Source organism: Lelliottia nimipressuralis (assembly GCF_041464075.1).
In the GTDB taxonomy this organism is placed as follows: Bacteria; Pseudomonadota; Gammaproteobacteria; order Enterobacterales; family Enterobacteriaceae; genus Enterobacter; species Enterobacter nimipressuralis.
This window is the reverse complement of sequence record NZ_CP167172.1, coordinates 2,769,133-2,794,767: the sequence shown is the minus strand read 5'-3', so window position 1 is coordinate 2,794,767 and position 25,635 is coordinate 2,769,133. Positions and strand designations below refer to the sequence as shown.

The following is a 25,635-nucleotide window of genomic DNA, read 5'->3' as shown; positions in this document are numbered from 1 at the left end:
GACGGAAACAGCAGGGCGTTTTGGAGTCTTTTTACCCTATTGGACCTTTTGGACGGGTAATTAGAATACAAATTGGCGTGTGTTCGAACGATCGTTCCTGTTGCTGCCTTATAAGATATTCATTTCATGACTTATATGCGACGCCAGAAATGAACAACAAAATATTTGTGACAAGTCCTCTGCTGCCTCCCCTGGAGGAGTTCGTACCCTACCTGGAAAAAATGTGGTCCAGCAGAACGCTCACAAATGGAGGGAGTTTCCACCAGGAGCTGGAGACATCCCTGGCGAGTTATCTCGGCGTTAAGTATGTCAGTTTGTTTTCCAATGGTACGCTGGCTTTATTGACTGCGCTGCAGGCATTACGCGTGACGGGCGAGGTGATAACCACACCCTATTCCTTCGTGGCAACGTCGCACACACTATTATGGAATGGGCTCACGCCCGTTTTCGCCGATATCGATCCTTTAACATTTAACATTGACCCGGATAAAATAGAGGCGCTGATCACACCTCAGACCACGGCAATTTTACCGGTTCATTGTTACGGTATTCCCTGTGAGGTCGATAAAATTCAGCAAATCGCGGATATTTATGGCCTTAGAGTCATTTATGACGCAGCGCATGCTTTTGGTGTTAAAAATAGTGACGGAAGTGTTCTGAATAACGGCGATTTATCCGTGCTGAGTTTCCATGCGACGAAAGTGTTTAACACCTTTGAAGGCGGGGCGATCATCTCCCACGATTTGAAAACAAAACAACGCATTGATTATCTTAAAAACTTTGGGTTTGCAGGTGAAACCAAAGTGGTTGCACCGGGCATTAACGCCAAAATGAGCGAAGTGAATGCCGCCTTTGGTCTGCTTCAGTTAAAGCATATTGACCGCGCCCTGCTGGCAAGAGAGCAAATTTATCAGCGCTATATGCGTGAGTTGCCATCGGCACCCGGTCTGTCCTGCTATGAATTTACCGGGGAGTATGAGTGGAACTACGCGTACTTCCCGCTGCTGGTGGAAGAAGCATTTCCACTCACTCGTGACGAACTCTATGAAATGCTTAAGGAAGAAGATATTTATGCGAGACGCTATTTTTATCCTCTAATAAGTTCTTTCTCAATGTACCGTCATTTACCGTCGGCAGGACCTGACGAATTGCCGGTGGCAAATCAAATTGCGGAAAAAATCCTGTGCTTGCCGATCTTCCCCGATCTCACTGACGAAGAGCAGGGGAGAATTATTGCGGCACTGCAACGTATAAGTCGGTCTAAATGTTCTGACGATGTAAACGAAAAAAATGTTAACCTGGGTGAATTAGCAATTAATGCTTAACAATTCAGGCGGTTGACTAAATTATACGCGTCATATTTTGCACTAGCCTTCGTCCAGGGCGCGGCCTGGCTCAAAAGCGGAATATGACGCGGCAAAGTGAATAAACCCATTTGTCTAAATAACCCCTCATTTCACCCACTATTCATCCGATTAAAACCCCTCCAGAATCGGATAATAATGCCGATAACTCAATTAACGCAGGGCTGTTTATCGTGAATTCACTCTATACCGCTGAAGGTGTAATGGATAAACACTCGCTGTGGCAGCGTTATGTCCCGCTGGTGCGTCACGAAGCATTGCGCCTCCAGGTGCGATTGCCGGCGAGTGTGGAACTGGACGACCTGCTACAGGCGGGCGGAATCGGGTTACTGAATGCAGTAGACCGATACGACGCTCTGCAAGGAACGGCATTTACGACTTACGCAGTACAGCGTATTCGTGGTGCGATGCTGGACGAACTGCGCAGCCGTGACTGGGTGCCGCGAAGTGTTCGCCGCAATGCCCGCGAAGTGGCACATGCTATCGGACAGCTTGAGCAGGAACTGGGACGCAACGCGACGGAAACCGAAGTGGCGGAGCGGCTTGGCATTGCTGTGGCTGATTATCGCCAGATGTTGCTTGATACCAATAACAGCCAGCTCTTCTCTTATGATGAGTGGCGTGAAGAGCATGGCGATAGCATCGAGCTGGTGACTGATGAAAATCAGAATGAAAACCCGTTACACCATTTACTGGAAAGTAATTTACGCCATCGCGTAATGGAAGCTATTGAAGCTTTACCGGAACGCGAACAGCTGGTGTTAACCCTTTATTACCAGGAAGAGCTGAATCTGAAGGAGATCGGCGCGGTTCTGGAAGTGGGGGAGTCTCGGGTGAGCCAATTGCATAGCCAGGCCATTAAACGCTTACGAACCAAACTGGGTAAGTTATAGGCGATGTATCGCCCGAAAAGTGCCGCACAACGTATTGACAACCAGGAGTTATCATGACGGTGCAGCAATCTAAAAGACGGCCTTTAAGCCGCTACCTAAAAGACTTTAAACACAGTCAGACGCATTGCGCCCATTGCAATAAGTTACTTGACCGTATCACGCTGGTACGTCGCGGTGAAATCGTGAATAAGATCGCGATATCACGCCTCGACACCCTGATGGATGAATCCGCGTGGCAGGAAGAGCAGCAGGAGTGGGTGGCCCTATGTCGGTTCTGTGGCGATCTGCATTGCAAAGAGCAAAGCGACTTTTTTGACATCATCGGCTTTAAACAATTCCTGTTTGAGCAAACCGAGATGAGCCACGGAACCGTGCGCGAATACGTTGTTCGTCTGCGTCGTCTGGGCCAGCATCTGACGGTGCAAAACATCTCCCGCGATCTGCTGAAAACCGGCTATCTGGATGAAAATCTGGAGCCGTGGCTGCCGGCTACCAGCACCAACAACTACCGCATCGCCCTGCGTAAGTACGCGCAATATAAAGCGCAAATGCCAGGTGTGATTAAGCAGAAAGTCTACGCCGGGACAACTTCTGATATATATTAAAATTGAATAAGATGTAGCGGACTCGTGTTTGACGTTATAAACGAAATCCCTACACTACTCAAAAAACCACTATATCGGGGTAACTATGAAATTAGCACTTCTGGGTCGTCAGGCACTGATGGGCGTCATGGCTGTGGCGCTGGTCGCAGGGATGAGCGTGAAAACGTTCGCCGCTGAAAATCTGCTGAATAAAGTGAAAGAGCGCGGCACGCTGCTGGTGGGACTGGAAGGGACGTATCCGCCGTTCAGCTTCCAGGGTGATGATGGCAAACTGACCGGTTTTGAAGTTGAGTTTGCTGAAGAGCTGGCGAAGCATCTGGGCGTGAAAGCGTCTCTGAAGCCGACCAAATGGGACGGTATGCTGGCGTCGCTGGACTCTAAACGTATCGATGTGGTCATCAACCAGGTCACCATCTCTGATGAGCGTAAGAAGAAGTATGATTTCTCTACGCCGTACACCGTCTCCGGTATTCAGGCGCTGGTGAAGAAAGGCAACGAAGGCACGATTAAATCGGCCGCCGATCTGAAAGGTAAAAAAGTGGGCGTCGGTCTGGGCACCAACTATGAAGAGTGGCTGCGCCAGAACGTACAGGGCGTGGATATTCGCACCTATGATGATGACCCGACCAAATATCAGGATCTGCGCGTTGGCCGTATCGATGCCATTCTGGTTGACCGTCTGGCCGCGCTGGATCTGGTGAAGAAAACCAACGATACCCTGGCCGTAGCCGGTGACGCGTTCTCGCGTCAGGAAGCCGGTGTGGCGATCCGCAAAGGTAACGAGGACCTGGTGAAAGCTGTTGACGGTGCCATTGCCGAGATGCAGAAAGACGGCAGCCTCAAGGCGCTCTCCGAGAAGTGGTTCGGGGCAGACGTCACCAAATAAGTCTTTCCCTGAAAAAAAGGCGCTTTTAAAAGCGCCTTTTTCATTTCTGGCACTTCAGCGTGCATAATAAAAATAATAAACAAAAACAGCGTTACCGGAGGATCCATGTCACTGCAAAATTTAACGCGTTTTCCGCGCCTCGAGTTTATCGGCGCGCCAACGCCACTGGAGTACTTACCGCGTTTTTCTGACTATTTAGGGCGCGATATCTTTATTAAACGTGACGACGTGACCCCTATGGCGATGGGCGGGAACAAGCTGCGTAAGCTGGAGTTTCTCGCGGCGGATGCGCTGCGTGAGGGAGCGGATACACTGATCACCGCCGGTGCCATTCAGTCTAACCACGTGCGCCAGACGGCGGCAGTGGCGGCGAAACTGGGGCTGAACTGCGTGGCGTTGCTGGAAAATCCCATCGGAACGCGGGCGGAAAACTATCTCACGAACGGCAACCGCCTGCTGCTGGATCTGTTCAACGTGCAGATCGAAATGTGCGATGCCTTAACGGATCCGGCGGCTCAGCTGGAAGTACTGGCAACCCGCGTCGAAGCGCAGGGTTTTCGTCCGTATGTGATCCCGGTCGGCGGGTCGAATGCCCTGGGTGCGCTGGGCTATGTGGAAAGCGCGCTGGAAATTGCCCAGCAGTGCGAAGGGGCGGTGAGCCTCTCCTCTGTGGTGGTGGCATCCGGTAGCGCCGGGACGCATGCCGGGCTGGCGGTCGGGCTGGAGCAGCTCATGCCGGATGTTGAACTTATCGGGGTGACCGTCTCCCGCAGCATCGCGGATCAGAAGCCTAAAGTCGTCAGCCTACAGCAGGCGGTTGCGCAGCAGCTCGACGTGCAGGCGAAAGCCGATATTTTGCTGTGGGATGACTATTTTGCGCCAGGCTATGGCACGCCAAACGAAGAAGGGCTGGAAGCGATAAAACTGCTGGCGCGTCTGGAAGGCATCCTGTTAGATCCGGTTTACACGGGTAAAGCGATGGCCGGGCTTATCGACGGCATTACCCAGAAGCGCTTTAAGGATGAAGGGCCGATTCTGTTTGTCCATACCGGCGGAGCGCCCGCGCTGTTTGCTTATCATCCTCACGTTTGAATCACGGGTCGAAAATAATAATGCAAGAAAGTATTCAACTGGTTATTGATTCATTGCCGTACCTGCTGAAAGGGGCGGTGTTTACGCTGCAGCTTAGTCTCGGAGGGATGTTCTTTGGGCTGGTGCTGGGCTTTATCCTCGCGTTGATGCGCATGTCGCCGATCCTGCCGGTACGCTGGCTGGCACGTTTTTACATCTCCGTGTTTCGCGGTACGCCGCTGATCGCCCAGCTTTTCATGATCTACTACGGTCTGCCGCAGTTCGGCATTGAGCTGGACCCGATCCCGGCGGCGATGATTGGTTTGTCGCTGAATACCGCGGCGTACACCTCTGAAACGCTGCGCGCGGCGATCTCCTCCATCGATAAGGGCCAATGGGAAGCGGCGGCCAGTATCGGGATGACGCCGTGGCAGACACTGCGTCGCGCGATCCTGCCGCAGGCTGCGCGCGTGGCGCTTCCCCCGCTCAGCAACAGCTTTATTAGCCTGGTCAAAGACACGTCCCTTGCGGCGACAATCCAGGTGCCGGAGCTGTTCCGTCAGGCGCAGCTTATCACCTCGCGCACGCTGGAAGTTTTCACCATGTATCTGGCGGCGTCGCTGATTTACTGGATCATGGCGACGGTGCTTTCCGCACTGCAAAACTATTTTGAAAATCAGCTTAACCGCCAGGAGCGAGATCCGAAATGAGTGCTATCGACGTCAAAAACCTGGTCAAAAAATTCCACGGACAGACCGTACTGCACGGTATCGACCTGGAGGTGCAAGAGGGCGAAGTGGTCGCGATTATCGGGCCGAGCGGCTCGGGTAAAACCACGCTGCTGCGCAGCATAAATTTGCTGGAGCACCCGGAAGGGGGCACTATTCGGGTCGGTGATATTACTATCGATACCGGTAAGTCTCTCGGGCCGCAAAAAGGGCTGATTCGCCGTCTTCGCCAGCATGTGGGCTTTGTATTCCAGAGCTTTAATCTGTTTCCGCATCGCACGGTACTCGAGAACATTATTGAGGGGCCGGTCATCGTAAAAGGTGAACCGAAAGAAGAGGCCATTGCCCGTGGGCGGGAGCTGCTGGCGAAAGTCGGGCTTTCCGGAAAGGAGACCAGTTATCCACGCCGTCTGTCGGGCGGGCAGCAGCAGCGTGTGGCCATTGCCCGTGCGCTGGCGATGCGCCCGGACGTGATCCTCTTTGATGAACCGACTTCTGCGCTGGATCCAGAGCTGGTGGGCGAGGTGCTGAACACCATTCGCCAGCTGGCGCAGGAGAAACGCACGTTGGTGATCGTCACCCACGAGATGAGTTTTGCCAGAGATGTGGCTGACAGGGCGATTTTCATGGACCAGGGTCGCGTTGTCGAACAGGGCCCCGCAAAAGAATTGTTTACGCATCCCCAACAACCTCGCACCCGTCAGTTCCTGGAAAAGTTCCTGACACGATAGAGATTCTCCTGACTGATTTGCTCCAGAAGGATGTTCTGGAGCAAATTATTCTCCAGATTTGCCCGTTTATAGAAGCTTATATTCTATTTATCGACACTGAAAGTGAGGAACATGAAAGTTATTCTCACTTGGGTCGATATTTTATACATATAAATAAGATTTATGTGTTAGGTTATATTCACCATAATAATGATTATCTTTTTCAGGGGCTTCATTCAGTAAGTATGAGGGATACAGACTTTTTCACCTGGCGACGGAATTGCTTCCTGCGATTCCAGCAAATGGGGACGGCGGACGAGGTTTATCAGGAACTTCAGCAACAAACACAGGATCTTGAATTCGATTATTACTCACTCTGTGTTCGCCATCCGGTTCCGTTTACGCGCCCTAAAATTACGGTTCATTCCAGCTATCCGGCTGAATGGATGTCGCAATATCAGTCAGAAAATTATTTCGCCATTGACCCGGTATTAAAGCGGGAGAATTTCATTCAGGGACACCTTCCCTGGACGGATGCGTTATTTTCTGAGGCACAGCCGCTATGGGACGGCGCGCGCGACCACGGTATTCGCAAGGGAATTACGCAGTGTCTGATGCTGCCTAATCACGCGCTCGGTTTTCTCTCCGTTTCTCGCGCCAGTCAGTTTGGCAAAATGATGGACAGCGATGAAATAGAGCTGCGTCTGCAAATGTTAGTGCAAATGGCATTGACGTCGTTGCTGCGCTTTGAGCATGACATGGTGATGCCGCCAGAGATGAAATTCAGCAAGCGCGAGAAGGAAATTCTGAAGTGGACAGCTGAGGGCAAAACGTCGGCTGAAATCGCAATTATATTGTCGATCTCAGAGAATACGGTGAACTTCCATCAGAAGAATATGCAGAAGAAATTCAATGCGCCGAATAAGACGCAGATTGCCTGCTACGCGGCGGCAACGGGATTCATCTGACCACACATTAGTTGTTCTGCGTGCCAGACACGAAAACGGCTGAATGCAATGCGTTCAGCCGTTCTTTTTTTACTGGCGGTAAGCCTGTTTAATTTGCTTAACCGTATCGGCAAATACATCTGCCTGGCCCTGATCTTCCATCTGGGCGATCTGCTTTTCCATCTTAATGATCACACGGCCCGCGTCAGCCTGGCCCATCGCCTGCAGCATAAGTGCCAGCAGTGCTTTCAGACAGGATACTTCCTGCGCCAGTTCTTGGTTATTTTCGGCGGTGGCGAATTCAGGTGTGCTCATTGTTATTCCTCATTACAAAACGGCGCTAGAGCGCGACGATGAAAGTTATGGCGGCGGAGTATACCACAAGAGAGAGGAAAAAAAGCAGTGGTTATTTTTTGTTCAATTGTGCGCTTTGTTTATTTAAGTAAACACGTTTTAAGTGTAATCACTATAATGTTTTAACCAGCCTAAATTGTTTATAGCCCGTTCTCTTGCTGTTAATTATTGTTACAAAAATATAAGAGCCGTACTTTCCTGGCGCAGAGGGGTGATCTTTTCGTAACTTTTTGAATACAGCGGCTTAAAAATAACGGTATTTGACTTTTTAAATCCGATTCTCTTTCCACTTGCTGTACAGGCTAATTTCCAAAAACGAGAACGAAATCGAATGACATGCTTTTTAGCGTTTTAAACTTGGGCAGAAAACCGTTAATATAACCCAAATTAGTAGTCAGTAGCGTTATCCCTATTTCTGGAGACATTCCTTTGATCAACGTTCTACTTGTTGATGACCACGAACTCGTGCGCGCAGGGATACGACGCATACTTGAAGATATAAAGGGTATTAAAGTCGCCGGTGAAGTTTGCTGCGGCGAAGACGCCGTGAAATGGTGCCGTACCCACTCAGCCGATGTAGTCCTGATGGACATGAACATGCCTGGTATTGGCGGCCTTGAAGCCACGCGTAAAATCGCGCGTGCTTACGTGGACACCAAAGTCATCATGCTGACCGTCCACACGGAGAACCCGCTGCCCGCGAAAGTGATGCAGGCCGGGGCCGCAGGCTATCTCACCAAAGGCGCTGCACCACAGGAAGTGGTTAATGCTATTCGTTCAGTGTTCGCCGGCCAGCGCTATATCGCGTCGGATATCGCTCAACAGATGGCGTTAAGTCAGATTGAACCGGAAAAAACCGGATCGCCATTTGCCAGTTTGTCTGAGCGTGAATTGCAGATTATGCTGATGATCACCAAAGGCCAAAAGGTGAATGAGATTTCTGAGCAGCTGAATCTCAGTCCGAAAACGGTGAACAGCTACCGCTACCGTATGTTCAGTAAACTGAACATTCACGGCGATGTCGAACTCACTCACCTGGCCATTCGTCATGGTCTGTGTAATGCAGAGACCCTAACAAGTCAGTGAGTAATGTGTTCGATTCAAAATCTTTCCTGAAAACCGTAACCAGCCAGCCTGGCGTATATCGAATGTATGACGCTGGCGGTACGGTTATCTATGTTGGCAAAGCCAAAGACCTTAAAAAACGTCTTTCCAGTTATTTCCGCACAAACCTGGCCTCCCGTAAGACGGAAGCGCTGGTGGCGCTGATTCAGCAGATCGACGTCACCGTGACGCACACTGAAACGGAAGCGCTGCTGCTCGAACATAACTACATTAAGCTCTATCAGCCGCGCTATAACGTATTGCTGCGCGATGATAAGTCATACCCATTCATTTTCCTCAGCAGCGACACCCATCCGCGTCTGGCCATGCATCGCGGGGCGAAACATGCGAAAGGGGAGTATTTCGGTCCTTTCCCTAACGGGTACGCCGTGCGTGAAACCCTGGCGTTGCTGCAGAAAATTTTTCCGGTTCGCCAGTGCGAAAACAGCGTCTACCGCAACCGCTCCCGCCCCTGTCTGCAATACCAGATTGGCCGCTGTCTCGGCCCATGCGTGGCAGGACTGGTCAGCGAAGAGGAGTACGCGCAACAGGTTGACTATGTGCGTCTGTTCCTGGCGGGTAAAGACGATCAGGTCTTAACGCAGCTGATTGCACGAATGGAAAAAGCCAGCCAGGCGCTGGCGTTTGAAGAGGCCGCACGTATCCGCGATCAAATTCAGGCGGTGCGGCGCGTCACGGAAAAACAGTTTGTGTCGAATACCGGCGACGATTTGGACGTCATTGGTGTTTCCTTTGATGCCGGGCTGGCCTGCGTCCATGTTCTGTTTATACGTCAGGGCAAAGTTCTGGGCAGCCGCAGCTATTTCCCGAAAGTGCCGGGCGGTACTGAGCTGGGTGAAGTGGTTGAAACCTTCGTCGGTCAGTTCTATTTGCAGGGCAGCCAGATGCGCACGTTGCCATCGGAGATCCTGCTCGATTTTAATCTTGATGATAAAACTTTGCTGGCGGACTCCCTTTCCGAGCTGGCAGGGCGGCGCGTTAACGTTCAGACCAAACCGCGCGGCGATCGCGCGCGCTATCTGAAGCTGGCGCGGACCAACGCCGCGACGGCGCTGACGACGAAGCTTTCTCAGCAATCGACCGTTCACCAGCGCCTGGCGGCGTTGGCTACGCTGCTGAAACTGCCGGAAGTGAAGCGGATGGAGTGTTTCGACATCAGCCATACAATGGGTGAGCAAACCGTCGCCTCCTGTGTGGTGTTTGATGCCAACGGGCCGGTGCGCGCGGAATATCGTCGCTACAACATCACCGGGATTACGCCGGGCGATGACTATGCAGCGATGAATCAGGTGCTCCGCCGCCGTTACGGTAAAGCCATTGAAGAGGCCAAAATCCCGGATGTCATTTTGATCGACGGCGGGAAAGGGCAGTTGGGCCAGGCGAAAGCCGTTTTCGCTGAGCTCGATGTGCCGTGGGATAAACATCATCCTTTACTGCTTGGTGTGGCAAAAGGGACCGATCGTAAGGCCGGTCTGGAAACACTCTTCTTCGAACCGGAAGGTGAGGGCTTCAGTCTGCCGCCGGATTCCCCTGCGCTGCATGTGATCCAGCATATTCGTGATGAGTCGCACGATCATGCCATCGGCGGACACCGTAAAAAACGCGCTAAGGTGAAAAACACCAGTACGCTTGAGACAATCGAGGGCGTCGGGCCAAAACGTCGACAGATGTTGTTGAAGTACATGGGCGGATTGCAAGGATTACTCAACGCCAGCGTGGAGGAAATTGCAAAAGTGCCGGGTATTTCGCAAGGGCTGGCAGAAAAGATCTACTACTCGTTGAAACATTGAGGGCTCTGTAGCAACATAGAGCTAAATTTTACTGACAACAGACAGTTACCGTCACTATGCGATTTAACATCCCTACGTTGCTCACGCTTTTTCGCGTCGTCCTTATCCCCTTCTTTGTGTTGGCTTTTTACATGCCTTTCACGTGGGCTCCTTTCGCATGTGCGCTGATCTTCCTGGTGGCTGCGGTGACGGACTGGTTTGACGGCTATTTGGCCCGTCGCTGGAATCAAAGCACGCGTTTCGGTGCGTTCCTCGATCCGGTTGCCGATAAGGTGATGGTTGCCATTGCGATGGTGCTTGTGGCAGAGCATTACCACACCTGGTGGGTGACGTTACCTGCGGCGACCATGATCGCCCGTGAGATCATCATCTCCGCCCTGCGCGAGTGGATGGCTGAGCTGGGTAAACGCAGCAGCGTGGCGGTCTCCTGGATTGGTAAAGTGAAAACTACCGCGCAGATGGCGTCGCTGGTGTGGATGCTGTGGCGTCCAAACGCGTGGGTCGAGTGGGCGGGTATCGGCCTGCTGTGGGTTGCAGCGGTGCTGACGCTGTGGTCAATGCTGCAGTACCTGAACGCTGCACGCGGCGATTTGCTTGAACAGTGATCGTTTCGGCGCAATTTTCAGCAAACGATCCTGGGATGCAAAAATAACGTTGACTCACATCGTCATATAAGTAGAATGCAACGCATCGAACGGCGGCACAGTCAGCCGGACGATAATGAAATCAAGTGATTACAAATGACTTGGTGACATGCGGGAATAGCTCAGTTGGTAGAGCACGACCTTGCCAAGGTCGGGGTCGCGAGTTCGAGTCTCGTTTCCCGCTCCAAATTAAAAGCATCGGCAGTTGCGGGTGCTGGTCGAAAGACAACAGATTTACGGCGCGTTAGCAAAGCGGTTATGTAGCGGATTGCAAATCCGTCTAGTCCGGTTCGACTCCGGAACGCGCCTCCAATTTCTTCCCGAGCCCGGATGGTGGAATCGGTAGACACAAGGGATTTAAAATCCCTCGGCGTTCGCGCTGTGCGAGTTCAAGTCTCGCTCCGGGTACCATGGGAAAGCCAAGAATAATCAAAGCAATAAGCAGTGTCGTGAAACCACCCTCGGGTGGTTTTTTTGTTTTTGTCCCTCGCCATCTTCACGCTTCTTACTTGCCCCTATTTTCATTCTGGCTGGTAAGCCGAAATATGCCCGGAGATATACAGCATGAGAAATAAATCCGTGTACGACTCCGGGCAAAAAAGTACTTAAAGAGAGGGGAAGGTTTGAGCATGAAGAATACAGTGAAGAAACAAAGGACCTTCTCTGGTTAGAACCCCGCAAAAACGTATATTTAAGTCATGGTTAAATAATGGTTTAGCATTTGTAATTTATAACCTCTAAACAAATACTCTCTGCTTCAATCATCCGTCCTTCATTCTTTAATGCGCAGGCATAATATTCATCGGCAATTTTATAGGGGGACCGGATAATTTCACCGCAGCATTTCGGGGTCAGAGTCTGGCATGTTGTGCTCAAACCCTGCATCTCACCATGTGTATAACGCACTTACTGGCTCAGTGTTCTGCCTGCCAGGCACCGGCATTTAAAGAGTCCTCGCCCGAAGTGTGGTAAGCTCCTTTTCTTTTTTTCAGGAGTATCAGTAATGACTGAAGGCCCATTAAATGAAAACGAAATGGAGTGGCTGGAAGAGACATTAATCTCTCACGGTCATGACGATGCGTCTGTGCTTGACGTTTCCGAACTCGACGGCATGCTAACCGCAGTGCTGTCCGGTCCTCTTGTGGTGGAACCCGACACCTGGCTGGTGGCGATCTGGGGCGGTGAAAAACATATACCGCGCTGGAAAAACGATCGTGAAATGCACCGTTTTATCGATCTCTGCTTTAAGCATATGAACGATATCGCCGAGCGCCTGAGCGACTATCCCGACCAGTTCGAGCCAGTTTTTGGCGAGAACGATGTCGAGGGGACCACCTATACCGTGGTGGAAGAGTGGTGTTACGGCTACATGCGCGGAATGGCACTGACCGACTGGTCTACCTTGCCGGAAGAGCTGAAACCCGATCTTGCGGTGATCGCTCTGCATGGTTCGGAAGAGAACGTCGATCGCGTTGAAGCCATGACGGAAGAAGAGTATCAGGCGAGCGTGGACAGCATCCGTCCGGCGGCGATTCGTTTATATAACTACTGGCTGGCGAATCCACAGCAGCCGGAGGCCAAAAAGCCGATCGTCAACGGGACCAAAGTAGGACGCAACGATCCGTGCCCGTGCGGAAGCGGGAAGAAATTTAAAAGCTGCTGTTTGCATTAATAAAAAAGGGCTCGCAATGAGCCCTTTAATTACCGCCGGGAGCCTGCAACTCGTCAGTTTACCCCACCTCCGGCAACAGCCCCGCAGCAATCGAAAACTGCACCAGAATCACCACAATCCCGCAGGTAAACACCAGCCCTAACAGCGGTTTTCCGCCCCATACACGGTAACCCAAATCAGGGTGTTGCTGACGGCTTTTCCACGCCAGCAGGGAAGGGAGCAGCAGCGCCAGCACAGCCAGCGCTACACCCGCGTAGCCCAGCGCCATCACAAACCCACGCGGATAGAACAGCGCGAAGGCCAGCGGCGGAAGGAAGGTAATCAGGCCCGTCTGGATGCGTCCGCTGACGGAGCGTTTGCGCTGGAACAGATCCGCCAGATAGTCGAATAGCCCGAGGGCGACGCCGAGGAAAGAGGTCGCCAGCGCCAGATCGGCAAACAGATGCACTGCCAGCTCAACGTGCGGGGAAGCCACCACTTCACGCAACGCCTGCAAGAATCCATTCAGACCTGAATGATCGGCCATTAAGCCAATAAACGTAGACGAATCAATGCTGCCCAGAGTCACCAGTTGCCAGAAGATATAGGCAATGAGGGGGATCGCGCTGCCGATAATGAACACGCGGCGCAGTTTACGAATATCGCCATTCATATAGCTGACGATACTCGGCACGCTGCCGTGGAAGCCGAACGAGGTGAAAATCACCGGAATGGCAGAAAGCGCCAGCCCCTGTTGCAGGGGCAGGGTGAGCAAATTCACTTTGTGAACGTGCGGAGCTAACAGCGCCAGCATCACAACCAGGAAAACAATCTTGGCGCTGAAGAGAAAGCGGTTAAACAGATCGACCAGTGACGTTCCCACGCACACCACGCCCCCGCCAATCAGCGTAAAGAAGATCACGCCGGTCGCCGGAGAAATAGCAGATCCAAACCAGTCGTTGACGCTTGACGCGATCAGCTCGCCTGCGCCGCTCATGTAGGCCGCTGTCAGGGCATACATCAGGAACATCATGCTAAAACCCGTAATCCACTGACCGTAGCGGCCAAGATAGCGGGCGGCCAGCGAGCCAAGGCCCGTATCGGCAGGAACGTGCTGATAGACTTCAAGCAGCAGTAATGCGGTATAGCACATCAGCGCCCACAGGCAGGCCAGAAGCACCAGCGTGACGCTAAATCCGACGCCCGCAGCGGCCAAAGGCATCGCCAGCATTCCTGCGCCAATCGTCGTGCCAGCGACGATAAAAATACTTCCCAGAGTTCTGTTCTTCACGCTTTCCTCTACCACAACCGCTAATTGCAACCTAATCTGCGGCGCAGAGTAAGGCAAAAGTCGTTACTCGTCAAATCACCGTTACAACCGGTGTAATCATATTTTTACAGTTACAAACCTGTGCCAGCGCAAGGCAGCAGGGCGCATACCTGTTTAGTCTGTAGCATTGATTTGGAGGGGTTATGACATCGATTCACGGACATGATGTGCTCAATATGATGATTGAGTCGGGTGAGCAGTACACGGAGCAAAGCCTGGTTCAGACAATTGATTCCCGCTTTGGCAATAATGTGCGCTTTCATACTTGCTCGGCAGAGAATATGACGGCGGCGGAGCTGGTGGCTTTTCTGGCGGCGCGGGGGAAATTTATTCCCGCAGACGAGGGGTTTTCAACGCACGTAAGTAAAATCTGTCGCCATTAAAAAAAGGGGAGCCAGAAGGCTCCCGAAACTTTATTTCTGCGTGTCGAGAGTCGACAGCTCTTTATCAATAAAGTACAAACCTTCGCCTGATTTACCCGCCAGCGATAATTTATCGAGTACGGATTTAAACAGTTTCTCTTCTTCGTGTTGTTCTGCAACATACCACTGCAGGAAATTAAAGGTCGGATAATCCTGGCCAATCATCGCCGCATGAGTCAGCTCGTTAATTTTCTGGGTGATCAGCTGTTCGTGTTCGTAAGTGGCGCGGAACAGTTCGTCCAGTGACGCATACTCAGCGAACGGAGACGCCACTGGATTAATGCGTGGCAGGCTGCCGGTGTCAGCGAGATAATCGAAAAGACGCTGCATGTGCGTCATCTCTTCCTGGGCGTGGCGACGCAGGAAGGCGGCCGCGCCTTCAAAGCTGTGGTAGCTGCACCAGGCACTCATTTGTTGATAAAGCAGGGATGAAAAAAGCTCGAGGTTCATTTGTTCGTTGAGCTTATCGATCATTTCAGTTTTCAGCATAGTGCAGCTCCATGGAATTATTTATTAGTCAGTCAGGGCGTCACTATAATTTGTTATTTAATTATTTGCAAAAGGTAAAATAAAAGATTAATTATTCAAAATACGAATGGGAATAAAACGCATTGGCAGTTGTTTATATATTAATGAGAATGGTTTCGCTTCGTATTAAATAGACTGCCAGTGATAAACTGGCAGCACTATTATTATTACCAGGTTTGCGTGGCTGCGGGATTTACCGCATACCCCATGCATTTGTACTGGATAGTGACGGTCTGGTTGAGGCAAACCGACCCGCTGAAAAGGCTGCAGGTTTTTATCGGCTGACCATAGAAAGAGGCGGTCGCGAAGCCCATGCTCTGGCACTCGCGCGTGGCCGTCCCGTTGGTGACATAGTCATCGTAACGGGCATTCTGGAAAATCGCCTGACCATAATCCAGCCGCACGACGCCGCCTGGTGCATCGGCGTTGCTCACCTGCGCCTGACGGGTGACCGTGCAGCCCGCGAGGAGCAGAAATAAACCGGCAACGAATAATCTCTTCATATTTCGCTCTGATTCAATGTAAACACGCTATTTTAACGCCTGCCAGAACGGTCAATGCCGCGAATAGCCGGACGAATTTCCCTCTCTCTTTTCAACGACATGATTTGGTGGGAGAGCCTGTCGAAGATTATGCAAAACGCCAGTGCTGCTGGCGGCACGGGGCAAAAACGGCGCTGGCCCGGGAAAGTATCCGCAAAAGGGAGGCGAGGCGACCGGCAGTTCCTCACAGGACGGGTGTTCCCCAAAGGTTTTTACTGTCTTTCAAAAGCAGTCTAGCCAACGGCTGGATTGGTGAGCAGGTATTTCTTAACGTTGAGCAACCGTATCTCATTTCTTCTCCATTGCCTGATTATGTGAAGCGGCTTTCGTTTTTTAAAACATTTTTTCAGTTAATTTGAAAGTGTGTTTGTTAGATAGTAAGGTTGTCTGGATTCGCTATCTTTGGCGGCAACACCCGCAACGTATTCAGGAGATGAAGAATGAAAATTGCACTGATGATGGAAAACAGCCAGGCTGGCAAAAACGCCACTATCCTCAACGAATTGAAAACCGTCGTTGATGAGAAAGGTTTCCCGGTCTACAACGTCGGGATGAGTGACGAGAACGATCACCACCTGACTTACATCCACCTGGGTATCATGGCCAGCATCCTGTTAAATTCTAAGGCTGTGGACTTTGTGGTCACCGGTTGCGGGACAGGCCAGGGCGCGCTGATGTCGCTGAACATCCACCCGGGCGTGATTTGTGGTTACTGTATCGACCCGGCAGATGCGTTCCTGTTTGCGCAGATCAACAACGGTAACGCGCTCTCTCTGCCATTCGCCAAAGGCTTCGGCTGGGGTGCTGAGCTGAACGTGCGCTTTATCTTCGAAAAAGCGTTTACTGGCCGCAAAGGCGAAGGGTATCCGCCAGAGCGTAAAGAGCCACAGGTGCGTAACGCCGGTATTCTGAACCAGGTTAAAGCGGCCGTGGTGAAAGAGAACTATCTGGATACCCTGCGCGCAATCGATCCTGAGCTGGTCAAAACCGCCGTTTCCGGTCAGCGCTTCCAGCAGTGCTTCTTCGAAAACTGCCAGGACAAAGAGATCGAAGCATTTGTTCGCGGTATCGTAGGCTAAACTACTACCTGAATAAAAAGCCAGCCATGCTGGCTTTTTTTATGCCTTGTTCGACACCGCGCTCCCCGCATCTTTCGTCAGCCGCAGAGTATCCACCATCCCCACCAGGCAAATCAGCGCGATAGCGACAAAGGCCAGCCGGAAGCTGATCCCCGGCACGCTTGCCATGTTCAGCAAATCGCCCATTTTCTCGCCAATCCGGATTCCAATCGCCCCGAGAGTGATCCCAAGCCCGACCGCCAGCTGCGTCGCCGTGGAAAACAGCGTATTGGCGTAGCTCATTTGTGCCGATGGTACATCCGCAAAGGCCAGCGTACTGACCGCCGTAAACTGAATCGAACGGAACACCCCGCCCAGATAAAGGATCAACATAATCAGCCAGACCGGCGTCTGCGGTGAGATAAACGCGCAGGCCAGCAGGGACAATACGTTTAGCGCTCCATTTATCAGCAGCAGTTTTCGGAAACCCAGGCGACGTATCAGAGGCGTGGTGGCAGGTTTAATCGTCAGGTTACCGACAAATACTGCCAGCACCAGCAGACCAGAGTGAAAAGCATCCATTCCAAAGCCTACCTGGAACATCAGGGGGAGCAGGAAAGGAACCGCGCTTATGGAGGCGCGAAACAGTGAGCCGCCGTACATCGTTACTCGAAACGTCGGAACCTGCATGGCGTCGAGGCGAATCATCGGCCACTGGGCGCGCTGAAAATGGCGCAGGGCGTAGATAAGCGTGACCGCCCCCACAACCAAAAGCCCCAGGGTCAGTAAGCCTTGTGAATGCTGCGCCCCCATCGACTCCATGGCATACACCAGGCTCACCATCGCAATCGTGGTGGTGATAAAGCCCGGCGTATCGAAGGGACGACGTTCATCGTCGTGCAGATCGGGAATAATCCGCAGTGCCAGAATAATCGCCACGATCCCGAGGGGCACATTAATAAAGAAGATCCAGCGCCAGTCGGCGTAGCTGGTAATAAAGCCGCCGAGGGGTGGTCCGATAATGGGTGCCACCAGCGCGGGCCAGGTGAGGGTGGCGATAGCGGTGATCAGCTGATGTTTAGGCGTCGTACGCAAGACCGCCAGCCGCCCGACCGGGACCATCAGGGCACCGCCCATGCCCTGCAGCACGCGCATGGCGACAAACTGATCCACCGTGGTGGATAGCCCGCAAAAGACGGAGGCGAGGGTGAAGATCGCCAGCGCCACGGCAAACACTTTGCGTGCGCCAAAGCGGTCGGCGATCCAGCCGCTGGCGGGGATCAAGACTGCCAGCGTGATCAGATAGGCGCTGATGCCGATATTCAAATCCACGGCCTGTACGCCAAAGCTTTTCGCCATATCGGGAAGCGCGGTGGCAATCACGGTTCCGTCGAGAAACTCCATAAAGAACGCCCCGGCAACCAGCAGTGCCGCTGGCGACAGCCCGCGGCTCTCCTTTCCGGTGATGTTGTCAGTCATCATTACCCTGCCATATCAAAAAAATTTATAAAAATTTACTGGAACTTATCGGTTTCTAAGCTGCGGATTTGTCATGGATTTTTGTAACAATCCCGCAGCATTGCTGATTTTGTAACCGTGATTTGCGTCACATAATCATTGATTTTTGTGACGCTGGTCATATTATACGCGCATAGACAATAACACCTGCATAACACATTACCGGAGCATCAAATGAAACTGCGCAAAATCCTGAAAAGCATGTGGGCTAACTACTGCAATACGTTTAAAGACGTACCGCCAGGCGCAATGTTCTGATGAAAAAAACCTGCTTCGGCAGGTTTTTTTATGCCTGCGCTCGACGAGAGGGAAGATGAAAGGGCTATCGTTTTGCTACTATGGCGCTCTTTATGTAAGGAGCTTCCTATGTCTCAAAATCTGAGCGCCGATCAGGAACTGGTATCTGACGTCGTCGCATGCCAGTTGGTCATCAAACAAATCCTGGATGTGTTAGACATTATCGCACCGATTGAAGTGCGTGAAAAAATGTCCACCCAACTGAAAAACATCGATTTCACCAGCCATCCTGCTGCGGCGGACCCCGTTACGCTTCGCGCCATTCAAAAAGCCATCGCGCTTATCGAACTCAAGTTCACACCGCAGGGTGAGTCACACTAAAATAAACCGATGTTTTGAATTTAGAAACAAGTTTATGCGAAAGGGCGACAGCCATGTCGCCCTTTTGACGTTCAGAAGAAGGTCTGCACCAGCAGATAGCTGGCGGCACAGGCACAGCTGACGCCGATAAGCCCCGGCAGAATAAAGCTGTGGTTGATGATGAATTTGCCAATTCGGGTGGTACCGGAGCGGTCGAAACCGATACAGGCCAGGTCGCTCGGGTAGGTGGGCAGCACGAAGTAACCGTAGGAGGCCGGGAAGAAAGCAATCAGCATTTTTGGCTCAATGCCCAGCATCAGGCCCATCGGTGCGACGGCGGTCAGTGCTGCGGCCTGGCTGTTTACCAGTTTGGAGACCAGGAACAGCACGATGGCGTAAGTCCAGGGATGGCTTTTTACTACCCCTTCAAGCGCCATTTTCAGTTCGTCGAGGTGCGCCTGGAAGAAGGTATCACTCATCCACGCAACGCCGAAGACCGAGAAAATCGCCACCATCCCGGCCTTAAACACCGCGCCGTTCGAAATGGCAGAGGCGTTAACCTTACAGGCAATCAGCATCACGGCACCGGCAATCAGCATCATCATCTGGATGACGAGATTCATGGAAAGCGCTGTCATTTTGCCTTTGATTTCAAAGGCAGGGCGCAGTTCGGGCAACGCCCCCAGCAGCACCACGACAGCAATACCGGCGAAGAAGATCCACGTCGACCAGTACGCCTGTTTCGGAAAGCGCTGGTTCATCAGCGTTTCGGTGCTGCCATAGATAAATTCGCGCTGTTTCGGGTCGCTGAGTTTTTCCTGGAATTCCGCATCGTCAGCCAGATCTTTTCCGCGACGCAGGCTCCAGAGCGCGGCAATCATCACCCCAAACAGCGAAGCGGGTACGGAGACGGCCAGAATCTCGAGGATCCCCCACGCCTGACCGATACCGTGCTGGGCGCCAATAATTGACACCAGCGATACCACGGCAACAGAGACCGGGGACGCTGTAATCGCCATCTGCGAGGCAACAGAAGCAACGGCCATTGGGCGTTCCGGGCGAATACCTTTTTTCAGCGCGATATCGGCGATAATCGGAAACATGGTGTACACCACATGGCCGGTCCCGCAGAGAAACGTCAGCATCCAGGTGGTAAAGGGAGCGAGGAGGGTGATGTGCTGCGGATGTTTTCTCAGCAGGCGCTCGGCAAACTGCATCATGACATTCAGGCCACCCGCGGTCTGCAGGGTAGCCGCGCAGCCGATCACGGCAAGGATCGTCAGCATGACGTCCACCGGCGGTTTACCGGGCTGGAGGCCAAACACAAAGCTTAAAATGAAAAGACCGATACCGCTTATCAGCCCAAGGCCCATCCCGCCGAACCGCGTTCCTACCAGCAGGCAGAGGATAATGACAATAAACTCGATGGTGATCATGAAGCTCCCTCGTCAATCAAAGTGAAATGAAATAAATCATTTCACTTTGTAAGGTTATTGGCTGGGAGCCAGATCTGATTTGTTAAATTTCAATAAAAGCAGTTACTTGGTAACTATTATTTAACAATTGTGGATAACTAGCCGGGCATCAGTGGCGCTGACAGTTCACCAGATTAAGCAGATGCTGGTCAGTCTGCGTCATGCACAGCCCGGCACGCTTCGCGCTGCGCACCTCATCCAGAATGGTTTTCAGCAATAGCCCATCCTGCTGCTGTTCTTCTCTCATATCACGCAAGAAATCGAGCGTGGTGTCATCATTCAGCGCTTTGGCTTCTCCGGCGAGCGTTTTCAGCATGGTACAGCGCTGCTCGTACTCGTCGAGGGTTTTCTGGAATATCTCTTCCAGCGATGAACAGGCGTCATCGGAGTTCACACGCGCTTTGACAATCGGGTTAGCCCCGGCCTGTTTCATATAGTCAAAGACCCGCATCATGTGGGTGATATTGCATTGCGCCTGGGTGCGTAGAAAGGTGGCGGTTCCGTTGAGGCTGTGCTCTGAACACCAGTCGCTCAACTGCAAATAGAGATTGGAGGCGTTGAACTCGAGGTTCATCTGAGTGTTGAGTTTCTGAATCATTCCTGAAGTTGTCATTATAATATCCTTATTTAGAGGAGGGATGATTAACAACAGAATAAAGCCGTTCAGTACCGTCGTTATGTGACCCACTTTTCATTTCCCGTCATGCAATTAGGAATAATGCCCGTAATTTGTAAAAAGAATGAACTGTGATCCACGCACAGGTTTGACGGATGACTTCTTGTAAAATGAAACGATGTTTTATCTATTTCATTTATGAGGATCAAAATGGCCAGAGTGGCGGTATTGTTGGCACCAGGATTTGAAGAAGCGGAAGCAATTATCACGATTGATATCTTGCGCCGTATGCATATTGACGTCGAAACGCTGGCCTGCGCGGAGTCGCGCGCGGTGGTGAGTTATCACAACATCCCGATGGTGGCAGACAGCACGCTCACCGAGCGCGCCGATACGCTGTACGACGCAGTGGTACTGCCGGGCGGGCCGCAGGGCAGCGTCAATCTGGCTGCCAGCCAGGAAGTGGTTCGTTTTGTTAAGGCACATGACGACGCGGGCAAATTGATCTGCCCAATCTGCTCTGCCGCGGCGCGCGTGCTGGGCGGCAACGGCCTGCTGAAAGGACGCCGCTATGTCTGCTCAGGCGATTTATGGGAAACGGTAAACGACGGGGAATACGTCGATGCGCCAGTGGTAGAGGATCAGAATCTCCTCAGCGGCAAAGGCCTCGGCCACGCGTTTGATTTTGCTCTGACCCTGGCCGCCCGTTTACTGGAGGACGAAGCACCGGTTCGCGATCACGCGGATCATATTTACTACGCCTGGTAAATTCTTAAGCGGACGCTACGGCGTCCGTATTACAGGGACGTCTTAGCTGACCTTATGGATAATTCTGCTTAATCCCCTCCAATTTGTCCGACAATACCTGCCTTTTTTATGTCATTTATCGCTGAATATATGTACGCAATTACTGTAATTCTGCGGTGTGATGCCGCTCTCTTATGGATGATTAATTTCCCGCTAAAACTATCTCCAGCACCCTCACTTATTCAAGGGTGAGCGCTAATACCTTGTTTTACGTCCGATTAAATAAAAAGCACGACACTATACCCTACATAAAAGAATGCTAATGCTGGAGTTAACCATGCACAAATTTACTAAAACGCTGGCGGCCATCGGCCTGGCTGCCGTTATGTCACAATCCGCTATGGCAGAGAATTTAAAGCTCGGTTTTCTGGTGAAACAGCCTGAAGAACCCTGGTTCCAGACCGAGTGGAAATTTGCGGATAAAGCCGGGAAAGATCTCGGCTTTGATGTCATCAAAATTGCCGTACCCGATGGTGAAAAAACGTTGAACGCCATCGACAGCCTGGCGGCCAGCGGCGCGAAAGGTTTTGTCATTTGTACGCCAGATCCGAAACTCGGTTCGGCCATTGTGGCAAAAGCGCGGGGTTACGGCATGAAGGTGATTGCGGTTGACGATCAGTTCGTCAACGCCAAAGGCAAACCGATGGATACCGTTCCGCTGGTGATGATGGCGGCCACCAAAATCGGTGAGCGTCAGGGCCAGGAACTCTATAAAGAGATGCAAAAACGCGGCTGGGACGTGAAAGAGACTGCCGTTATGGCGATCACCGCGGATGAACTGGATACCGCGCGTCGCCGCACGTCCGGTTCGATGGACGCGCTGAAAGCGGCCGGGTTCCCGGAAAAACAGATCTATAAAGTCCCGACGAAATCGAATGATATTCCAGGCGCCTTCGACGCCGCAAACTCCATGCTGGTGCAGCACCCTGAAGTTAAACACTGGCTGGTGGTCGGCATGAACGATAACACCGTACTGGGCGGCGTGCGCGCGACAGAAGGTCAGGGCTTTAAAGCGACGGATGTCATCGGCGTCGGCATTAATGGCGTGGATGCGGTGAGCGAGCTGTCTAAAGCGCAGGCGACCGGCTTCTACGGCTCGCTGCTACCAAGCCCGGATGTGCATGGCTATAAATCCAGCGAAATGCTCTACAACTGGGTGACGAAAGACGCTGAGCCTCCGAAGTTCACCGAGGTGACGGATGTGGTGCTGATCACCCGCGACAACTTCAAAGAGGAACTGGCGAAAAAAGGGCTGGGCGGTAAGTAATTTGTTGTGATTGCGCCCCTCGATGCGGAGGGGCCAGACGTACACTACTCGAATCACGGAGACGTTATGCAACAGTCTGACCCGTATCTCTCTTTTCGCGGCATCGGGAAAACGTTCCCCGGTGTAAACGCGCTGACCGATATCAGTTTCGACTGCTATCCCGGTCAGGTCCACGCCCTGATGGGGGAGAATGGCGCAGGGAAATCCACGCTGCTAAAAATCCTCAGCGGAAACTACGCCCCGACGACCGGCACGCTGGCGATTCGCGGCGAAGAGATGGTGTTTGCCGATACCACGGCAGCGCTGAATGCTGGCGTCGCTATCATTTATCAGGAGCTGCATCTGGTACCTGAAATGACGGTGGCGGAAAACATCTATCTGGGGCAACTGCCTCACAAGAGCGGGATCGTCAATCGTTCGCTCCTCAATTATGAAGCCGGACTGCAGCTGCAGCATCTCGGGCTGGATATCGACCCGCAAACGCCGCTGAAATATCTGTCGATTGGCCAGTGGCAGATGGTGGAAATTGCCAAGGCGCTCGCGCGTAACGCAAAAATTATCGCCTTTGATGAGCCGACAAGTTCGCTCTCGGCACGTGAGATCGACAACCTGTTCCGGGTGATCCGCGAGCTGCGCAAAGAAGGGCGCATCATTTTGTATGTTTCGCACCGTATGGAAGAGATTTTTGCCCTTAGCGACGCCATCACCGTGTTCAAAGATGGGCGCTACGTGCGCACCTTCACCGATATGCAGCAGGTCAATCATGACCAGCTGGTGCAGGCGATGGTCGGACGTGAGCTGGGGGATATCTATCACTGGCAACCTCGAGAATACGCTGCCGAGCGTTTGCGTCTGGAGAGCGTCAAAGCGCCAGGCGTGCGTACGCCAATCTCCCTGTCGGTGCGCAGCGGCGAAATCGTCGGTCTTTTCGGGCTGGTGGGAGCAGGGCGCAGCGAGCTGATGAAAGGGTTGTTCGGCGGCACGCGGATCACCGCAGGCCAGGTGTATATCGACGGTCAGCCGGTGGATATCCAGAAACCGGCTCATGCGATCCGCGCGGGGATGATGCTATGTCCGGAAGATCGTAAAGCCGACGGGATTATTCCGGTCCACTCTGTGCGCGACAACATTAACATTTCGGCACGCCGAAAATTCATTCGTGCCGGATGCCTGATCAACGACAGCTGGGAAAACATTAACGCCGATTACCATATTCGCTCCCTGAATATTAAAACCCCCGGTGCTGAACAACTCATCATGAATCTTTCCGGCGGGAACCAGCAAAAGGCCATTCTGGGCCGCTGGCTGTCGGAAGAGATGAAAGTCATTTTGCTGGATGAACCGACGCGCGGCATCGACGTCGGGGCCAAGCACGAAATCTATAACGTCATCTATGAGCTGGCAAAACGCGGCGTGGCGGTGTTGTTCGCCTCCAGCGATCTGCCCGAAGTGCTGGGCGTTGCCGACCGCATCATCGTGATGCGCGAAGGGGATATCGCCGGTGAATTGCTACATGAACAGGCGAATGAACAACAGGCGTTGAGCCTCGCCATGCCTAAAGTCAGCCAGGCTGTCGCCTGAGCAAGGAGTGAATGATGTCCTCTGTAACTACCTCTCGCGCACCGAAATCGGCTTTTAGCCTGGGGCGCATCTGGGATCAATACGGGATGCTGGTGGTCTTTGCCGTCCTGTTCCTGGGCTGTGCGATCTTCGTGCCGAATTTCGCCAGTTTCGTCAATATGAAAGGGCTGGGGCTGGCGATCTCCATGTCCGGTATGGTCGCCTGCGGAATGTTGTTCTGTCTGGCGTCCGGCGACTTTGACCTCTCCGTTGCGTCGGTCATCGCCTGTGCAGGTGTGACGGCGGCAGTGGTGATCAACCTGACGGAAAGCCTGTGGATAGGGGTTTTTGCCGGGCTGATGCTGGGTGTGCTCAGCGGGCTGGTGAATGGTTTTGTCATTGCCCGCCTGAAGATTAATGCCCTGATCACCACGCTTGCCACCATGCAAATTGTGCGCGGCCTGGCCTATATTATCTCTGACGGGAAAGCGGTGGGGATTGAAGACGAGCGCTTCTTTACCCTCGGCTACGCCAACTGGCTGGGTCTGCCTGCGCCAATCTGGCTGACGGTGGGCTGTCTGATTATATTTGGCTTCCTGCTCAACAGAACCACCTTTGGCCGCAATACGCTGGCGATCGGCGGGAATGAAGAGGCTGCACGCCTGGCCGGTGTCCCGGTGGTGCGTACCAAGATTATTATCTTTGTGCTCTCCGGTCTGGTGTCGGCGGCGGCGGGGATTATTCTGGCTTCGCGTATGACCAGCGGCCAGCCGATGACCTCGATTGGCTATGAGCTGATTGTGATTTCTGCCTGCGTATTGGGTGGGGTTTCGCTAAAAGGCGGCATCGGAAAAATCTCATATGTGGTGGCCGGTATTCTTATCCTCGGCACCGTTGAGAACGCCATGAACCTGCTGAATATTTCCCCGTTCTCGCAGTACGTCGTACGTGGCCTAATCCTGCTGGCAGCAGTGATCTTCGACCGTTACAAGCAAAAAGCGAAGCGCACCGTCTGAGCAAAATCTGGCGCAACTTTTAAGTCTAGTCCTACCTCCCTGCCGCCTGCCAGCAATGCTGGCAGGCGGTTTGCTAAATGGCGAGCAGCGTCACACTGTCTATACTTACATGGCTACTGAGATGTTAAATG

The 25,635-nt window shown here is 52.5% G+C and carries 27 protein-coding genes and 3 tRNA genes; 23 read left to right on the top strand and 7 right to left on the bottom strand.

Annotated elements, in window-relative coordinates; genetic code table 11:
- Positions 1-149 precede the first annotated feature (149 nt).
- The 8 genes from ACB496_RS13455 (at position 150) to sdiA (ending at position 7,225) form a co-directional block, all read left to right on the top strand.
- Positions 150-1,325, top strand: coding sequence for a DegT/DnrJ/EryC1/StrS family aminotransferase (locus ACB496_RS13455; protein WP_371972836.1), 1,176 nt, complete (start codon positions 150-152; stop codon positions 1,323-1,325).
- 212 nt (positions 1,326-1,537) lie between these two features.
- The gene (gene fliA, locus ACB496_RS13450) at positions 1,538-2,257 is read left to right on the top strand and encodes an RNA polymerase sigma factor FliA (protein ID WP_100779721.1); all 720 of its coding nucleotides are present in this window, start codon (positions 1,538-1,540) and stop codon (positions 2,255-2,257) included.
- Between the two features lie 53 nt (positions 2,258-2,310).
- Entirely contained in the window at positions 2,311-2,862 is a 552-nt protein-coding gene (fliZ, locus tag ACB496_RS13445; protein WP_100779722.1) for a flagella biosynthesis regulatory protein FliZ, read from the top strand.
- Positions 2,863-2,947: 85 nt separating this feature from the next.
- Positions 2,948-3,748 (top strand): cystine ABC transporter substrate-binding protein, encoded by an 801-nt coding sequence (tcyJ, locus tag ACB496_RS13440; RefSeq protein WP_100779723.1) that lies wholly within the window; start codon positions 2,948-2,950, stop codon positions 3,746-3,748.
- Between the two features lie 105 nt (positions 3,749-3,853).
- On the top strand, positions 3,854-4,840 hold the full coding sequence (gene dcyD, locus ACB496_RS13435) for a D-cysteine desulfhydrase (RefSeq protein ID WP_371972835.1): 987 nt from the start codon (positions 3,854-3,856) through the stop codon (positions 4,838-4,840).
- A gap of 20 nt (positions 4,841-4,860) precedes the next feature.
- A complete protein-coding gene (gene tcyL, locus ACB496_RS13430; protein WP_123427539.1) occupies positions 4,861-5,529 on the top strand; it encodes a cystine ABC transporter permease in 669 nt (222 codons plus the stop codon).
- Complete coding sequence (gene tcyN / locus ACB496_RS13425; protein ID WP_371972834.1) at positions 5,526-6,278, top strand: L-cystine ABC transporter ATP-binding protein TcyN; 753 nt, start codon at positions 5,526-5,528, stop codon at positions 6,276-6,278. Before tcyL ends, tcyN begins: the two co-directional genes overlap by 4 nt.
- A gap of 224 nt (positions 6,279-6,502) precedes the next feature.
- On the top strand, positions 6,503-7,225 hold the full coding sequence (sdiA, locus tag ACB496_RS13420) for a transcriptional regulator SdiA (protein WP_100780854.1): 723 nt from the start codon (positions 6,503-6,505) through the stop codon (positions 7,223-7,225).
- A gap of 69 nt (positions 7,226-7,294) precedes the next feature.
- Here sdiA and ACB496_RS13415 read toward each other — a convergent pair whose 3' ends face one another.
- Entirely contained in the window at positions 7,295-7,519 is a 225-nt protein-coding gene (locus tag ACB496_RS13415; RefSeq protein ID WP_100779727.1) for a DUF2594 family protein, read from the bottom strand.
- Between the two features lie 468 nt (positions 7,520-7,987).
- Between ACB496_RS13415 and uvrY the strand changes: the two genes are divergently transcribed.
- From uvrY to ACB496_RS13380, 7 genes are all read left to right on the top strand, one after another.
- Positions 7,988-8,644, top strand: coding sequence for a UvrY/SirA/GacA family response regulator transcription factor (gene uvrY / locus ACB496_RS13410; protein WP_100779728.1), 657 nt, complete (start codon positions 7,988-7,990; stop codon positions 8,642-8,644).
- A complete protein-coding gene (uvrC, locus tag ACB496_RS13405; protein WP_100779729.1) occupies positions 8,641-10,473 on the top strand; it encodes an excinuclease ABC subunit UvrC in 1,833 nt (610 codons plus the stop codon). Before uvrY ends, uvrC begins: the two co-directional genes overlap by 4 nt.
- A 56-nt stretch (positions 10,474-10,529) precedes the next feature.
- Positions 10,530-11,078: a CDP-diacylglycerol--glycerol-3-phosphate 3-phosphatidyltransferase gene (pgsA, locus tag ACB496_RS13400; protein ID WP_100779730.1), complete on the top strand. Its 549-nt coding sequence runs from the start codon at positions 10,530-10,532 to the stop codon at positions 11,076-11,078.
- Positions 11,079-11,228: 150 nt separating this feature from the next.
- Positions 11,229-11,304, top strand: a tRNA-Gly gene (locus tag ACB496_RS13395).
- Between the two features lie 51 nt (positions 11,305-11,355).
- Positions 11,356-11,429 (top strand) — tRNA-Cys (locus tag ACB496_RS13390).
- Positions 11,430-11,441: 12 nt separating this feature from the next.
- Positions 11,442-11,528 (top strand) — tRNA-Leu (locus ACB496_RS13385).
- Between the two features lie 592 nt (positions 11,529-12,120).
- On the top strand, positions 12,121-12,789 hold the full coding sequence (locus ACB496_RS13380) for a YecA family protein (protein WP_100779731.1): 669 nt from the start codon (positions 12,121-12,123) through the stop codon (positions 12,787-12,789).
- Positions 12,790-12,847: 58 nt separating this feature from the next.
- Here ACB496_RS13380 and tyrP read toward each other — a convergent pair whose 3' ends face one another.
- The gene (tyrP, locus tag ACB496_RS13375) at positions 12,848-14,059 is read right to left on the bottom strand and encodes a tyrosine transporter TyrP (RefSeq protein ID WP_371972833.1); all 1,212 of its coding nucleotides are present in this window, start codon (positions 14,057-14,059) and stop codon (positions 12,848-12,850) included.
- Positions 14,060-14,241: 182 nt separating this feature from the next.
- Between tyrP and ACB496_RS13370 the strand changes: the two genes are divergently transcribed.
- On the top strand, positions 14,242-14,481 hold the full coding sequence (locus ACB496_RS13370) for a YecH family metal-binding protein (RefSeq protein ID WP_371972832.1): 240 nt from the start codon (positions 14,242-14,244) through the stop codon (positions 14,479-14,481).
- Positions 14,482-14,511: 30 nt separating this feature from the next.
- On the opposite strand, the gene ftnA is transcribed toward ACB496_RS13370, so the two are convergent.
- Both ftnA and yecR read right to left on the bottom strand, forming a co-directional pair.
- Positions 14,512-15,009, bottom strand: a complete 498-nt coding sequence (gene ftnA / locus ACB496_RS13365) for a non-heme ferritin (RefSeq protein WP_100779734.1) — start codon at positions 15,007-15,009, stop codon at positions 14,512-14,514.
- Positions 15,010-15,215: 206 nt separating this feature from the next.
- The gene (yecR, locus tag ACB496_RS13360; RefSeq protein ID WP_100779735.1) at positions 15,216-15,551 is read right to left on the bottom strand and encodes a YecR family lipoprotein; all 336 of its coding nucleotides are present in this window, start codon (positions 15,549-15,551) and stop codon (positions 15,216-15,218) included.
- A 479-nt stretch (positions 15,552-16,030) separates the two neighbouring features.
- Here yecR and ACB496_RS13355 point away from each other — a divergent pair, with 479 nt between their 5' ends.
- Complete coding sequence (locus ACB496_RS13355) at positions 16,031-16,669, top strand: RpiB/LacA/LacB family sugar-phosphate isomerase (protein WP_100779736.1); 639 nt, start codon at positions 16,031-16,033, stop codon at positions 16,667-16,669.
- Between the two features lie 39 nt (positions 16,670-16,708).
- Here the strand turns inward: ACB496_RS13355 and ACB496_RS13350 are convergent, their stop codons facing one another.
- Positions 16,709-18,127 carry an MFS transporter gene (locus ACB496_RS13350; protein ID WP_371975236.1) on the bottom strand — a complete coding sequence of 473 codons (1,419 nt, stop codon included), beginning with the start codon at positions 18,125-18,127 and terminating at the stop codon, positions 16,709-16,711.
- Positions 18,128-18,340: 213 nt separating this feature from the next.
- Between ACB496_RS13350 and azuC the strand changes: the two genes are divergently transcribed.
- Complete coding sequence (gene azuC, locus ACB496_RS13345; RefSeq protein WP_014832437.1) at positions 18,341-18,424, top strand: stress response protein AzuC; 84 nt, start codon at positions 18,341-18,343, stop codon at positions 18,422-18,424.
- Positions 18,425-18,532: 108 nt separating this feature from the next.
- Entirely contained in the window at positions 18,533-18,784 is a 252-nt protein-coding gene (locus tag ACB496_RS13340) for a DUF2766 family protein (protein WP_015959482.1), read from the top strand.
- Positions 18,785-18,855: 71 nt separating this feature from the next.
- Here ACB496_RS13340 and ACB496_RS13335 read toward each other — a convergent pair whose 3' ends face one another.
- Together ACB496_RS13335 and ACB496_RS13330 are read right to left on the bottom strand one after the other, a co-directional pair.
- Positions 18,856-20,199 carry an anaerobic C4-dicarboxylate transporter gene (locus ACB496_RS13335; RefSeq protein ID WP_102104005.1) on the bottom strand — a complete coding sequence of 448 codons (1,344 nt, stop codon included), beginning with the start codon at positions 20,197-20,199 and terminating at the stop codon, positions 18,856-18,858.
- Between the two features lie 148 nt (positions 20,200-20,347).
- Positions 20,348-20,851: a non-heme ferritin-like protein gene (locus ACB496_RS13330; protein ID WP_371972831.1), complete on the bottom strand. Its 504-nt coding sequence runs from the start codon at positions 20,849-20,851 to the stop codon at positions 20,348-20,350.
- 213 nt (positions 20,852-21,064) lie between these two features.
- On the opposite strand from ACB496_RS13330, the gene ACB496_RS13325 reads away from it, so the two are divergent.
- The 4 genes from ACB496_RS13325 (at position 21,065) to araH (ending at position 25,504) form a co-directional block, all read left to right on the top strand.
- Complete coding sequence (locus ACB496_RS13325; RefSeq protein WP_371972830.1) at positions 21,065-21,622, top strand: DJ-1 family glyoxalase III; 558 nt, start codon at positions 21,065-21,067, stop codon at positions 21,620-21,622.
- Positions 21,623-21,938: 316 nt separating this feature from the next.
- Positions 21,939-22,928: an arabinose ABC transporter substrate-binding protein AraF gene (araF, locus tag ACB496_RS13320; RefSeq protein WP_371972829.1), complete on the top strand. Its 990-nt coding sequence runs from the start codon at positions 21,939-21,941 to the stop codon at positions 22,926-22,928.
- Between the two features lie 66 nt (positions 22,929-22,994).
- Positions 22,995-24,509 carry an L-arabinose ABC transporter ATP-binding protein AraG gene (gene araG, locus ACB496_RS13315; RefSeq protein WP_100779740.1) on the top strand — a complete coding sequence of 505 codons (1,515 nt, stop codon included), beginning with the start codon at positions 22,995-22,997 and terminating at the stop codon, positions 24,507-24,509.
- An 11-nt stretch (positions 24,510-24,520) separates the two neighbouring features.
- Positions 24,521-25,504: an L-arabinose ABC transporter permease AraH gene (araH, locus tag ACB496_RS13310; protein WP_181826512.1), complete on the top strand. Its 984-nt coding sequence runs from the start codon at positions 24,521-24,523 to the stop codon at positions 25,502-25,504.
- The last annotated feature ends 131 nt before the right edge of the window (positions 25,505-25,635 follow it).

Excerpts from the sequence above, each read along its gene's own strand:
- ACB496_RS13380 (WP_100779731.1), top strand. The coding sequence starts at position 12,121 with ATGACTGAAGGCCCATTAAATGAAAACGAAATGGAGTGGCTGGAAGAG.
- ACB496_RS13455 (WP_371972836.1), top strand. The coding sequence starts at position 150 with ATGAACAACAAAATATTTGTGACAAGTCCTCTGCTGCCTCCCCTGGAG.
- sdiA (WP_100780854.1), top strand. The coding sequence starts at position 6,503 with ATGAGGGATACAGACTTTTTCACCTGGCGACGGAATTGCTTCCTGCGA.
- yecR (WP_100779735.1), bottom strand. The coding sequence starts at position 15,551 with ATGAAGAGATTATTCGTTGCCGGTTTATTTCTGCTCCTCGCGGGCTGC.
- ACB496_RS13340 (WP_015959482.1), top strand. The coding sequence starts at position 18,533 with ATGTCTCAAAATCTGAGCGCCGATCAGGAACTGGTATCTGACGTCGTC.
- dcyD (WP_371972835.1), top strand. The coding sequence starts at position 3,854 with ATGTCACTGCAAAATTTAACGCGTTTTCCGCGCCTCGAGTTTATCGGC.
- tcyJ (WP_100779723.1), top strand. The coding sequence starts at position 2,948 with ATGAAATTAGCACTTCTGGGTCGTCAGGCACTGATGGGCGTCATGGCT.
- ACB496_RS13370 (WP_371972832.1), top strand. The coding sequence starts at position 14,242 with ATGACATCGATTCACGGACATGATGTGCTCAATATGATGATTGAGTCG.
- tcyN (WP_371972834.1), top strand. The coding sequence starts at position 5,526 with ATGAGTGCTATCGACGTCAAAAACCTGGTCAAAAAATTCCACGGACAG.
- tcyL (WP_123427539.1), top strand. The coding sequence starts at position 4,861 with ATGCAAGAAAGTATTCAACTGGTTATTGATTCATTGCCGTACCTGCTG.
- fliZ (WP_100779722.1), top strand. The coding sequence starts at position 2,311 with ATGACGGTGCAGCAATCTAAAAGACGGCCTTTAAGCCGCTACCTAAAA.
- ACB496_RS13335 (WP_102104005.1), bottom strand. The coding sequence starts at position 20,199 with ATGATCACCATCGAGTTTATTGTCATTATCCTCTGCCTGCTGGTAGGA.
- pgsA (WP_100779730.1), top strand. The coding sequence starts at position 10,530 with ATGCGATTTAACATCCCTACGTTGCTCACGCTTTTTCGCGTCGTCCTT.
- ACB496_RS13325 (WP_371972830.1), top strand. The coding sequence starts at position 21,065 with ATGGCCAGAGTGGCGGTATTGTTGGCACCAGGATTTGAAGAAGCGGAA.
- ACB496_RS13415 (WP_100779727.1), bottom strand. The coding sequence starts at position 7,519 with ATGAGCACACCTGAATTCGCCACCGCCGAAAATAACCAAGAACTGGCG.
- araH (WP_181826512.1), top strand. The coding sequence starts at position 24,521 with ATGATGTCCTCTGTAACTACCTCTCGCGCACCGAAATCGGCTTTTAGC.
- ACB496_RS13350 (WP_371975236.1), bottom strand. The coding sequence starts at position 18,127 with ATGACTGACAACATCACCGGAAAGGAGAGCCGCGGGCTGTCGCCAGCG.
- ACB496_RS13355 (WP_100779736.1), top strand. The coding sequence starts at position 16,031 with ATGAAAATTGCACTGATGATGGAAAACAGCCAGGCTGGCAAAAACGCC.
- araF (WP_371972829.1), top strand. The coding sequence starts at position 21,939 with ATGCACAAATTTACTAAAACGCTGGCGGCCATCGGCCTGGCTGCCGTT.
- ACB496_RS13330 (WP_371972831.1), bottom strand. The coding sequence starts at position 20,851 with ATGACAACTTCAGGAATGATTCAGAAACTCAACACTCAGATGAACCTC.
- azuC (WP_014832437.1), top strand. The coding sequence starts at position 18,341 with ATGAAACTGCGCAAAATCCTGAAAAGCATGTGGGCTAACTACTGCAAT.
- araG (WP_100779740.1), top strand. The coding sequence starts at position 22,995 with ATGCAACAGTCTGACCCGTATCTCTCTTTTCGCGGCATCGGGAAAACG.
- ftnA (WP_100779734.1), bottom strand. The coding sequence starts at position 15,009 with ATGCTGAAAACTGAAATGATCGATAAGCTCAACGAACAAATGAACCTC.